Annotated in this window: 11 protein-coding genes and 1 other annotated feature; all 11 genes read right to left on the reverse strand. The window is 28.0% G+C overall.

Annotated elements, in window-relative coordinates:
• Positions 1 to 141: 141 nt before the first annotated feature.
• The 11 genes from thrS to IC173_RS15470 all read right to left on the reverse strand — a co-directional run bounded on the left by thrS (position 142) and on the right by IC173_RS15470 (position 12,990).
• A complete protein-coding gene (thrS, locus tag IC173_RS15420; RefSeq protein ID WP_227433596.1) occupies positions 142 to 2,061 on the reverse strand; it encodes a threonine--tRNA ligase in 1,920 nt (639 codons plus the stop codon).
• A gap of 63 nt (positions 2,062 to 2,124) precedes the next feature.
• Positions 2,125 to 2,362 (reverse strand) — a binding site (T-box leader).
• Between the two features lie 207 nt (positions 2,363 to 2,569).
• Positions 2,570 to 3,172, reverse strand: coding sequence for a DUF445 domain-containing protein (locus IC173_RS15425; RefSeq protein ID WP_227433597.1), 603 nt, complete (start codon positions 3,170 to 3,172; stop codon positions 2,570 to 2,572).
• Positions 3,173 to 3,420: 248 nt separating this feature from the next.
• The gene (locus IC173_RS15430; protein ID WP_227845491.1) at positions 3,421 to 4,212 is read right to left on the reverse strand and encodes a putative sporulation protein YtxC; all 792 of its coding nucleotides are present in this window, start codon (positions 4,210 to 4,212) and stop codon (positions 3,421 to 3,423) included.
• Positions 4,213 to 4,241: 29 nt separating this feature from the next.
• Entirely contained in the window at positions 4,242 to 5,003 is a 762-nt protein-coding gene (locus tag IC173_RS15435) for a DUF6873 family GME fold protein (RefSeq protein WP_227433599.1), read from the reverse strand.
• A 161-nt stretch (positions 5,004 to 5,164) separates the two neighbouring features.
• Complete coding sequence (locus IC173_RS15440) at positions 5,165 to 5,584, reverse strand: hypothetical protein (RefSeq protein ID WP_227855827.1); 420 nt, start codon at positions 5,582 to 5,584, stop codon at positions 5,165 to 5,167.
• A gap of 67 nt (positions 5,585 to 5,651) precedes the next feature.
• Positions 5,652 to 6,761 (reverse strand): BMP family ABC transporter substrate-binding protein, encoded by a 1,110-nt coding sequence (locus tag IC173_RS15445; RefSeq protein WP_227851398.1) that lies wholly within the window; start codon positions 6,759 to 6,761, stop codon positions 5,652 to 5,654.
• Between the two features lie 40 nt (positions 6,762 to 6,801).
• Positions 6,802 to 7,806, reverse strand: coding sequence for a BMP family ABC transporter substrate-binding protein (locus tag IC173_RS15450; RefSeq protein WP_227433602.1), 1,005 nt, complete (start codon positions 7,804 to 7,806; stop codon positions 6,802 to 6,804).
• 289 nt (positions 7,807 to 8,095) lie between these two features.
• Positions 8,096 to 8,944: a DegV family protein gene (locus tag IC173_RS15455; RefSeq protein ID WP_227433603.1), complete on the reverse strand. Its 849-nt coding sequence runs from the start codon at positions 8,942 to 8,944 to the stop codon at positions 8,096 to 8,098.
• A gap of 35 nt (positions 8,945 to 8,979) precedes the next feature.
• Positions 8,980 to 9,450 carry a tRNA (uridine(34)/cytosine(34)/5-carboxymethylaminomethyluridine(34)-2'-O)-methyltransferase TrmL gene (gene trmL / locus IC173_RS15460; protein ID WP_227855828.1) on the reverse strand — a complete coding sequence of 157 codons (471 nt, stop codon included), beginning with the start codon at positions 9,448 to 9,450 and terminating at the stop codon, positions 8,980 to 8,982.
• Between the two features lie 193 nt (positions 9,451 to 9,643).
• A complete protein-coding gene (nth, locus tag IC173_RS15465; protein ID WP_227855829.1) occupies positions 9,644 to 10,564 on the reverse strand; it encodes an endonuclease III in 921 nt (306 codons plus the stop codon).
• Positions 10,565 to 10,752: 188 nt separating this feature from the next.
• Entirely contained in the window at positions 10,753 to 12,990 is a 2,238-nt protein-coding gene (locus IC173_RS15470) for an ATP-binding protein (protein ID WP_227855830.1), read from the reverse strand.
• Positions 12,991 to 13,002: the final 12 nt, after the last annotated feature.

The raw sequence follows: 13,002 nt of genomic DNA on the forward strand, positions 1-13,002 counted from the left end.
CCCAGTATATATTTTTTACAATTTATTAGAATAAAATTCATATATTGGGAAATATTAATAGTAAATAAATAATTGTTGCTATAAAGTAGAAATTATCTTTAAAAGCACAAATTAATTTACAGTCTCACTTTATTTTATATATTAGTTTTGAATAACACTTTCTCTTGACTCAATTTCTTTTGAAATACTAGCTATAAACTCATCTAATTTAATACTGCCTATTTCACCTTTATCTCTTGATCTTACAGAAACATTATTTTCAGCTACTTCTTTTTCACCTACTACTAACATATAAGGAACTTTTTCAAGTTGAGCTTCTCTTATTTTAAATCCAATTTTTTCAGCTCTATCATCTAATTCAACTCTTATACCTTTATCAAATAATACTTTTTTAACTTCATTAGCATAATCCATAAACTTATCAGATATAGGAAGTATCTTAACTTGAGTTGGAGATAACCAAACTGGGAATTTACCAGCATAATGTTCAATTAATATACCTATAAATCTCTCTATACTACCAAAAGCAACTCTATGAATCATAACTGGTCTATGTTTCTCACCATCTTGTCCAATATAAGTATTATCAAATTGTCTTGGAAGTTGCATATCTAATTGGATAGTACCACATTGCCAAGTTCTTCCTAAACAGTCTCTTAAATGGAAGTCTATCTTAGGACCATAGAATGCCCCATCACCTTCATTTATAGTATATGGTAGACCTAACTCTTCTAAAGCTTCTCTTAATCCATTTTCAGCTGCTTCCCACTCTTCTTCGCTTCCCATAGAATTTTCTGGTCTTGTAGATAATTCTAGATTGTATTCAAATCCAAAAGTCTTGTAAATACCATCTATTAGATTAGCTACACCTTTTATTTCATCTTTGATTTGTTCTGGTAACATGAATATATGTGAATCATCTTGAGTAAATGCTCTAACTCTCATTAATCCTTGTAATGCTCCAGATAACTCATGTCTATGAACTCTACCAAGCTCTGCAACTCTCATTGGGAAATCTCTATATGAGTGTAATTGAGAATTGTAGTAAATTAATCCACCAGGACAGTTCATAGGTTTTATAGCATAATCCTCGTCATCTATTTTAACTGTATACATATTCTCTTTGTAATGATACCAGTGACCTGAAGTCTCCCATAATTTTCTGTTTAATATAATTGGAGATTCTATTTCAATATATCCAGCTTTTCTGTGTATTTCTCTCCAGAATTTTAATAATTCATTTTTAAGTTCCATTCCTTTTGGTAAGAACATAGGGAATCCAGGACCTTCATCAGGTATCATAAATAAACCTAATTCTTTACCTAATTTTCTATGGTCTCTTTTTTTAGCTTCTTCTAATAAGTGTAGGTACTCTTCTAAATCTTTATTTTTTTCAAAAGAAGTTCCATAGATTCTTTGAAGCATTTTATTTTTTTCGTCACCACGCCAGTATGCACCTGCTACACTTTGTAATTTAACAGCTTTAACCTTTTTAGTAGATGGTAAATGTGGTCCTCTACATAAATCAGTAAAATCACCTTGTTTATAGAAAGATATTATTTCACTTTCAGGTAAATCAGATATAAGCTCTACCTTATAATCTTCTCCTTGTTCTTTCATAAGTTCTAAAGCTTCATTTCTAGGAAGTTCAAATCTTTCTATTTTTAAATCTTCTTTAGCTATTTTTTTCATTTCAGCTTCTATTTTTTCCAAGTCTTCTGGAACTAATCTATGTTCTAAATCTATATCATAATAGAATCCATTCTCTATACTTGGCCCTATAGCAAGTTTTGCTTCTGGGTAAAGTCTCTTTATAGCTTGAGCTAACATATGTGCTGATGTATGTCTAAAAACGTCTTTTCCTTCTTTATCTTCAAATTTAAATAAGTTTAAATCACAATCACTATCTATCATGTGGTCCAGACCTACAACCTCTCCGTTCACAGATGCTGCTACCACATTTCTAGCTAATCCTTCACTAATGGATTTAGCCACATCCATAACAGAAAGAGCATTTTCAAATTCTTTTATTGAACCATCTTTTAAAGCAACTTTAATCATTGTTTTTTCCTCCTTATTGAGATAATTTTTAATTTTTTTGTAATAAAAAATCGCCCCAAATATATTTGGGACGATATTAATTCGCGGTTCCACCCAAGTTGGTGTATACAAATATATACAACCCTCTTGATGACTATAAGGTAGTCACCCGAGCACTTTCACAAATCGTGTAAAACAAATATTGCTAATAAGCTCAGCTCCAAGGTAGTTTTCAAATAGACCTATTACATGGGTTTTCAGCCATAGACCCAGATTCTCTGTGAATGGTTTCCACTCTACTCTTCCTCTTCAACACTATAATTTTTGATATATTTTCATTATAACAGATAGTCATACATCAATCAACATTAATGTAATATATTAATTACCCATTATTTTTCATCTCAATCAATTTTAAACTAATATTCTTATATTTTATATTAATTTAATCTTTTGATTTATAGTAATATTATAATATTTTCACTAATTTTAAATTTTTAAATCATATCTACATGCATGATAGATATAACTAGATAAATATAGTCACCAATCCTTGAACTATACCTATTAAGAAACCTAATACAAGACCTAAGATTTCTATATGTTTTAATTCATTTTTAGCTATTCTTATGATTATTTCTTCTAGTTCATATAAATCTAGTTCATTAATCTTATCTTCGACCATTTTTTGTATATCTATACGCTCATTTGCTTTATTTATTATATTTTTGCTCAATTCATCTATGCTCTGTTTCACTTCAGATTCAATTATATCTCCTAAATAGTCCTGAATCATGTTCTTTATACTGCTTGGTATAAATGAAACTTTCTCATGTATGATAATTTTCACCCTTGCTTTTATGTATCTTACAACTTCTTCCTTATCTTCGTCAGTAATGATATTTGCAAGTATTTCGTCCATTGAAAGAAATTCGTTTTGAATTATTTCACCTACATTTGCTGCTATTTCTGCTCTTCTCTTTGGTATAAGACCTACTATCTCTATATTTAAAATAGGTATCTTAATAGGTACTATTGGTCTAAATATCAGTCTTATAGCAACTACATTTGTGACATAACCTATAAATCCACCAATAACAGCTAATATTAGTATCCTAATTAAATTATCCATTATAAAACTTCTCCTTATCAATTGTATATTTGTTAGCTATATTTTATCTTTAATAACTCTAGTTATATTATAGCTTTATATACAATTATAAGTCTTTCGTGTCGATTTCAAAAGAATTTTTTGATTTCTAATTTTTATTTTTATTATTTTAGTTGTATTTTACTATCTTTTAACTCTGATTCATCTGTAATTTGAGTATATTTTTATTTTTAACTATCTTTTCAAATCTTAAATTATATCTTTCAATTCTAATTTTCCATAATTATACTAACTTTATTTTCAAAAATTGCTTCTACTGTATCTATGATTTCCTTTGAGCAATTGTTATTTAATAAATCTAATATTTCTATCTTCTTAGGGCATAAAGTTAATAAGGTACTTATTAAAAAGTCCTCATAATTTAAATTTTCTCTTATGACCATATTTATAATTTCTTCATCATCTATACTGTCTATTTTATTTCCATTTTTATCGTATAAAATAAATGTATTATCTTCCATTATATGAACTTTAAGTAAATCTATCTTTTCTTCTTGAGTATCTATAAAATATTTTAAAACTCTTATAAACTCATCTTGGTCTCTTTTTATTAAATACTCTTCAACTGCAATATCACCTATAGCAGAAATATATTTCATAAATTCTCTCATTCTAAATCTAATAAAACCTTCGACATTTATAAAATCATTTTCCTCTATATAGTTCCTAACCCTTGTAAATACTGTTTCTCTCATAAAAATCTCTTTTTTAGCAAATATGTTTAGTGAATATATGTATATATTATTTTTATCTTCAGGATATGTACGCCCATAGCATTTTAGAATGTATTCTTTTAAAAGTTTCTCTTTCATTATACTTATTATCATACTAGTTATTTCTGTAGATATTTCATCAATATTTAGAGCTCTTTGTTCAGTTTTAGTACCATTAAGTATCTTCTTATTTAATACTTCTTGCTTTGCAGAATCAATTACGACTTCTACAATGTCATTTGTATATATTAATCTATCGTTTACATTATTATTCCTCAAAAATTTCATAGAAGAAATATTATCCTTCTCAACCAAAGTTATCGCTCCTTTCTCGTCATGAGAGGAACTATAGAACCTATATCGAGTAAATTTTCACTACTAAGTGTAACTATCTCCTTGTTTTTACTTTCTATAAAACTTTTTATACGTTCATAGTCAGGATGTTTTTTAACATCTCCACAAAAAGCTAGTTTATCCTTAGAAATTAACCCTGTACATCCACCTATAAATCCATAATTCATCTCAAATAAATTTATATGACCTTTTTCTATTAATAAACACTCTATTTCTGTATTCTTCATGCTTTTCCAAATACCTTTATCTGATGTTATTATAGATGTTCTATCTACTATACAGATTGAGCATTTAGAATAGCCCTGCTCTATATTTATCTTTTTAAGTTTATTATTTTCAATATAATCTAATATCGCTCTGTCAGTGTACTTAAAATTGTGTATGGCATAATCACCAACTATAGCAATATTGTAAGGTATATCATAAGGATATTTATTTGATAAATTAGCTTCTCCCTTAATTATATTAAATTTATGTTTACTTAATAACTCTTTGTATTGATTATATACATTCGGCGCAACAATTATATCTCCTTTTCCTAAATTACAAATACATATATCTGGGTGATATTTTATACTTTCATATAATTCTTTACATTCTATTGTTTTTATTATTTCTATATTTCTTAATTTTAATTCATTTTCCATTAGATAACTAATTCTTTTGTCCACCAAAGCTAGACACAAATCGTCATCTAGTATAAATGGCTCTCTTGTAAATTCCATTTTTTACTCCTTTTTATTTTTTTTGATAAATTTTTTATTTGAATATAAATAAAGTGTGCAGTAGATTTTTTCTACTTACACACTTATTATTGGACTTTTATGTAATTAATCTAAATTAATTAATGTATTTTTTGATAAATTTTTATAAAAACTCTACTCTATCATCTAATTGATTTTAATTTAGCTATATCGTTCCAATTGCTTGCTGTTACTATTTCAATTTTATTTAAGTCTCTTTTTATCTCTTGTGTGTCTCCTTTAACAGCTACAACATGTCTTTCTGTATATTCTAATTCTACCTTTGTGTCTTTTAAATCTTTTTTAATTTCTACTAGATTATTTTCTATCTTATCTAATCTAGAGTCTATTCCATTAAATCTAGCATCTACTTTATCTAGTCTTATGTCAACTTCATCAAATCTAGTACCCATCTTCTCTAGTCTTATGTCTACCTCATCAAATCTAGCATCCATTTTATCTAGTCTTGTATCCACCTTATCTAATCTGTTTTCTAATTTATCAAATCTGTCGTTAATACTGTTTTGCATTTTGTCTAGAAATTGCAAAATTTTGTCTTCCATATGTATCAACTCCTCTATAGATAATTATAACATTCTACACAAATACTATACATATCTTCAGCAATAATTAGTATGTACTTTTCACCTTATTGTACTCTTTTTTTACATATTCCAAAACATCTGGTGGTATGTTTCTATTGCTATTTGGAGTAAGTCCAATTTCTCCATCTTTTATCTTAAACTCTATGACTTTACTTCCCTTAAAACCATCCTTTACAACATTCTGTATCAATTCATAAACAGGCTGTTCTACATCCTTTACAATCGAACTTATTACATTATCTGGAGCCATATCATATTGGTCTTTATTAATAGCTATAACTTTACCACCATTTTCTCTAGCTACCTGAATAGCTCTTTTCCCATCATCCTCTGTGGCTGAAAATACAACATCTCTATCAGAATCTCTCATTTCTTTTGCAATAGTTCTAGCTGACTCAGGATTTTCAAATACATTTGCATACTTTACCAATAAATCAGCATTTTTATTTGAAGTTTTAAGACCTTTTCTAAATCCAGATTCATATTTGTCTCTACTAGAGCCTTCAACCCCTCCTATAAATCCTACTTTACCAGTGTCAGTCATTTTTCCTGCAATAAGACCTGCCAAATATCCAGTGGAATTATCTTGAAATGATACAGAAATTACATTAGCTGGTTGAACCTTATAATTATAATCAACTATTGCAAATTGCTGTTTTGGATATTTTGTAGCAGCTTGTTTAATCGGTTCTGCAAATCTAGCTCCAACTGCTATTATCAAGTCTGGTTCATATTTATATAATTTTTCTATGCTATTTGCAAAGTCATTAAAAGTCTTTGGTCTTTCAATCTTCTCTCTAATATCAAAATCCTCATCAGCTCTTTTTAAAGCTGACAGTACATTATTATTATACGATTCATTACCTAAATTTTCAGTATCTAACAATACTCCAACAGTTTTTCTTACATAAGAATCATCTTCCAATTCATCCTCATCATTGCTACTTTCACTATTTGACTTATCTTTATCAGACAAAGTTGACACATTCTTAGATTCACTTTGTTTAGACTTATTATTATTTATATTAGAATTATTATTTACTCTATTAAATCCAAAATCAAAATTACAGATAAATAGTATAAAAACTGTAAAGAGCATGACAAAACAAAACATCAATATCCTTTTTATTTTCACAAAACTCACTCCCTGATATAGAACATGAAGTCTCTATAAATTATTTATTGTTCTTATTTACATATTCTAACACATCAGGAGGAATATTTTGAGAACTATTTTGAGCAAGTCCAGTACTTCCAGACTTCATTGTATTTTCTATAACTTTACCACCCTTATAATCTCCTTTTACAAAGCTTTGTATTAAGTCATAAGTAGGTTTTTCAAAGTCCTTTACAATAGAACTTATAACATTTTCTGGAGCCAACTCATGCTGATCTTTATTAATTGCTATCACTTTTTTATTCTTTGCTCTAACCATATTTATTACACTCTTTGAATCATCTTCAGTATTAGAAAAAATAATATCTACTCCACTATCCATCATTTTTTTAGCAACAGATTCAGCAGATTTACTATCTTTAAAAATATCTACATACTCAACTGAAATATCTTTTATATTGCTATTAGAAAATTTAACACCTTCTTTAAAGCCAGATTCAAATTTATTTCTACTAGAACCCTCTACTCCACCTATAAAACCAACCTTATCTGTTTCTGTCATCTTTCCAGCAACTAATCCAGCCAAATATCCAGTCTTATTATCCTCAAAAGAAATTGAAGTTATATTAGATGGTTGTTTGTCATACTCATAATCTACAATGGCAAACTGTTGCTTTGGGTATTTCTTGGCTATCTTTTCTAGAGGCTTTGCAAATCTAGAACCAACAGCTATAATCAAGTCAGTATTATCATTACATAAAATATCTATGCTATTAGAAAAAGTTGATGAATCCTCTGATTCCACTTTATTTGTATCTATGTTAAGATTTTTTTGTGCAGTATCTAACGCTAACAAAGCTGAATTATTCATGACTCCATTATTTGACCCTTCAATATCTAATATCATAGATACAGATTTTTTTGAATTTTCTTTGTTACTTAGCTTATTTTTATTATCTTGATTAGAACTAGAATTATTACTTGAATTACTGCTACATCCAACTAACATTCCAGCAGTCATTGCTACAGTTAACATTAATACCAACAATTTTTTTAAACGCATCAAAATCCACTCCTTATATTTTTGTGACATTTTTATATCCTATTTACTTTTACATACTATATTACTGATTTGTTATACCTCATTTGCAAGTATTTATTTAATTTTTTCAATAAACTTACCATAAAAAAGTGTGTAATAGATTTCTATCTATTTACACACTTCCCTAAAAACTCAACTTAATATATCAACACTTAATTCTATCTAAAACAAATCATATCTAGTGTATCAATGTTTAACATATCTTATCATAAATTAATAAAAAAATAAATAATCCCAATATAAAAAATTGTTATTTATTTTTTAGACATATAATTCCAGTTACACCAGGACCAGCATGTGCACCTATACACACACCAATTTGGAAAAATTTAATTTCCTTAGGTCTCAATTCATCCTCTATAACTTTAGACAATTGTTCTTTTTCCTTAATGTCATCACTATATCCTATATATATAACTTGGTCTGATAAATCATCCCCACAATTCGATTTTATCAAGTCCATCATCTTAGAAATTACATTCTTCTTACCTCTTACTTGAGATAATTGTGAGACTAACCCTCCTTTTATTTCAAGAATAGGTTTTATATTTAATATACTTCCTATTGCCGCCTTAGTAGATGATATTCTTCCTCCCTTTTGTAAGTACTCCAATGTATCCACTGAAAATATAACAAAAGCTTTTTCTTTTAATTCATCTAAAACAGGTAATATTTCATTAATAGATTTTCCTTCACTTGCAAGCTCTCCTGCTTTTATTACAAGCAGACCAGTTCCCATACAAAGTAAGTTAGAATCATATGTATATATTTCACCTTCTACATCATTCTTCGCCATTACAGCACTTTGATATGTTCCTGTAGCTGTAGCCGAACCAGCTATATAAAGTATTGCTCTACCTTCACTCGTGTATTTTTCAAAAACTTCCTTAAATTGGGCATAAGTAGCTTGAGAAGTTTTTGGATATGCATTTTCTTCTCTAAGTTTTTTATAAAATTCATCTCCAGATATATCAATCCTATCCTTGTATTCTTTTTCTTCTAATATAACTGTTAATGAAACAATATCTATATCATATTTATCTAACAAATCTTTTGGCACGTCCGATAAACTGTCACAGATTATCTTTAGATTTTTCATTAAGTATGCTCCTTTCTAATTTAGGATTATTTAAACTACCTCATATTAGGGTATCCTATTTGTCTTAAAGCCTCATATACTACTATAGCTACTGAATTTGATAAATTTAATGACCTAGCTTTTTCAACATCTAACATAGGTACTCTAATACAAGTATCCATATTTGCTTTCAACAAAGACTCTGATAATCCCTTTGTTTCTTTCCCAAATACTATAAAACAATTTTCTTCATATTTTACATCTGAATGCGATTGTTTAGCCTTTGTTGTAGAAAAAAAGTATCTACTGTTTGGATATTTTTCTTGTAATTCTTCAAAGCTATCGTAATATTGTATATCAGCTATATCCCAATAGTCAAGACCACATCTTTTTAAGTGCTTATCATCCAATGAAAAACCTAATGGTTTTACTAAATGCAAAGTTGAACCTGTTGCTGCACAAGTTCTTATTATATTTCCTGTATTTTGAGGTATTTCTGGTTCTACTAATACTATATTTAATGACATTTTTATCCTCCTAAATATCGTTCTTGTTTACTAAACTTTATTTTATAAACAGAATAACAATAATATTATACTATCATATATAATAATGTTAATAATAATTTTTATATTATTATATATAATAGTTTTCTATCTAACATTTTCATAAGTATTATTATATCAGAAAATCACTCTTGTACAACTTACTTTAGAAAAGTTATTTCATTTCTTTAAGTTCTTGATAATAATTACAATCATCTTTTATTGGACAGTTTTCACACTCTGGATTTCTAGCTTTACACATTCTTCTTCCATGAAAAATTAATACATGATGTGAGTGTGACCATCTTTCTTTTGGTATGGCTTCCATAAGTGCAAATTCTGTTTTTTGAGGGTTTGGCTCATCTACTATTCCAATTCTATTACTGACTCTAAATACATGTGTATCTACTGCTATTGCTGGATGATTAAAGGCATTACTAAGAACAACGCCTGCTGTCTTTCTCCCAACACCAGGAAGTTTTACAAGCTTTTCTAAAGTATCTGGTACCTCACCATTATATAATTCACACAACTGTTCAGATGTAGCTTTTATTTTTTGAGCCTTACTTTTATAAAGACCACAACTTTTTATCTCTTTACTAATTTCTTCAATACTTAAATCTGCAAAATCTCTTGCTGTATTGTACTTCTTAAACAATTCCGCTGTAACTTTATTTACTCTTACGTCAGTACATTGAGCGGATAATATAGTTGCTATTAAAAGTTCAAAGGCTGTCCCATAATTTAGTTCACATGTAGCATCTGGATACAATTTTTCTAATTCATCTAAAATTTTATTTACATCTTTTTCGTTTGCAGATTCTTTCTTATCTACAGATTTACTTTTAGCTTTCTTATTACTCACTTTTTGTATATTTTTACTAGATTTATTATCTTTTAATTTACTATCTTTTTCACTTTTTTGAGCATCTTTTTTGCTAACTTTGACACTTTTTTTATTATCCTTAATATCTACAAAATTTTCTATATCTTTTTCATCAATTATTTCATCTACTTCTTTTTGAGTTTCAATTTTATTTACATCATTCTTAGTTACATCATTCTTACTTATATCTTTCTTATTTACACTTTTCATAATTATCCCCCTTAAAATACCAATTTATAAAACATTATTTATATATAGTTTAATCATATCAACAAAAAATAAACATCAACATACAAAACAAAATTTACTCTACAGATATTTCACAAAAAAAGCAAAAACTTATTAAAGTTCCTGCTTTTTATTATACATATAAATACCCATTAAATTCTATTATAAACTTATTCTTTTGACTCAATTTGTATCTTACTAAAAGATAGTAGTTTTTCTTTGACCAATTTTTTTATTTCTTCAAATTTGACATCTGTCAATATCTCTATAGCTTCTTCTACTCTTTCAACTGTATATATTTTAAATTTTCCATCTTTTATAGCATCATTAACTTCATCTGATAAAACAAGATTTCTCTGATTTTTTTTAGGAATTATTACACCCTGTTCATTGTTTAAGCCTTTAGTTTTACATATAGAATAAAATCCTTCTACTTTTTCACTTATTCCACCAACTACTTGTATATCTCCCTTTTGATTTATAGAGCCTGTAACTGCAATATTTTGCTTAATTGCTACACCACTAAGAGATGATAACAATACATATAACTCCGCAGAAGATGCACTATCCCCATCTATACCTCCATAATTTTGCTCAAAACAAATATATGCATTTAATGACATCAATAAATCCTGTGCAAAGTTTTCAGAAAGATATCCCCCTAATATAAGCACTCCTTTATTATGTATTGAGCCACTCATATTTACTTCTCTTTCTATATTTACTATACCATTGCTTCCTGGACTAGTAGTTGCTGTAATCCTTGAAGCCCTACCAAAAGAATATTCTCCTGTACTTAAAACTGATAGCCCATTTATTACTCCAACTTTTTTCCCTTCTGTTTCTATTAGAGTAAAACCATTTTCAATTGATTCATCCATGTGTGTCTCTACTCTATTAATACGCTTTTTCTTTTCACTTATTGCTTTTTTAATATCATCTCGCTCTGTATAATCGGAACTTCTAAATTCTGCATATGCACTTCCTTCTATTATAACTTCCATTATTTTATTAAACTTAGTTGATAGCTTCTCTAAATCACCAGACAATTTAGTGCTAAACTTAACAACTTCGTCAACTGCATCTTTTGTAAAATGTTTTAAGCCATTTTTATTGCATTGATATGCTATAAATCTAGCTATTCCATCTTCATTATTTTTATTCTTATCCATTTCGCTATCAAAATCTACAAATATTTTAAAATATTTTCCAAAATCTTCTTCATATCTATATAAAATATCATATATATAATGACTTCCTATCAATATCACTTTGACATCTAATGGCATATTTTCTGGTTTAATTGCTGTCTGTGTTTCCAAAATTACTTTTTTTGTTTGCAATGTCTTTTTAAGAATTTCCCAAGACATAGTATACTTTAATAACTGGTCTGCATAAAGCACCAAATATCCGCCATTAGCTCTATGAAATGCTCCTGATAATAATTTTGTAAAATCAGTCTTTATATTTCCGTTTGCATAATCATATTCTGCCTTTCCAAATAGGTTTGATGGGCTTGGATTTATCTCTACTATGACAGGTGCTGATTCCTTCTTTTTCGAACCTCCATTATCTACAAATAAATTAATTTTATACTTTATAAAGTGTTCTTTATCATACTTATCTTTCAATTCTTCTTCATCTAAGTAAAATAAATACATGTATTCTATGATATCTTTTTTTATATTTTCTAAGTAAAGTTGAATTTTTTCATAACATTCATATTTTTCGCACAACGTTTTAATATGAGGTTCTACTACAAGCTTAGCTATCTCTTCTTCAAGCTCTAACACAGCCTTTTCAGCTTTTTCTTCCAAGTTTCTAATTTTATATACAACTTGTATTGCCATGTTTTCGAGTTCTCTTTTAGCCTTATAAAACTCTTCATCTGATATATCACTTTCTTCTTCATCTTCCTTCAAAGGTATGAAAACTATTCCCATTTTACTTTGTTTTAGTTTAAATCCTTTTTCTTCTCCATATTTTTTAATCTGCTTTAGTAACATATCTTTTTCTATTTCATATTCATCCAAAAGTTTATTTTTCTCTATTTCAAAATCTTCACTTTCAAATGCATTTTTAAAATCTTCTAAAAGACTTTCTACTAACTTTTCCATATCTTTCTTAAGTTCTCTTCCAAACCCTTTTTCTAATTCAACTATCATAGGTTCTCTAGGGTTTTCAAAATTATATATATAGCACCAATCTTTATGTGTACTTTTTTTAGATGCATATTCATTTAAAACCTTTAAGGCATAAGTACTTTTACCTGTTCCAGATTCCCCAGCTAGGTATATGTTGTAGGCTGGATTATTTATCTTTAAACCTAACTCCATAGCTTCTACTGCTCTTTCTTGACCCAATATACTATCTAGTGGACTTATTTCAGATGTATTATTATATTTCAATATTCCCCCACC

Origin of the sequence: Clostridioides sp. ES-S-0048-02 (genome assembly GCF_020658495.1) — a bacterium.
Classification (GTDB): Bacteria; Bacillota; Clostridia; order Peptostreptococcales; family Peptostreptococcaceae; genus Clostridioides.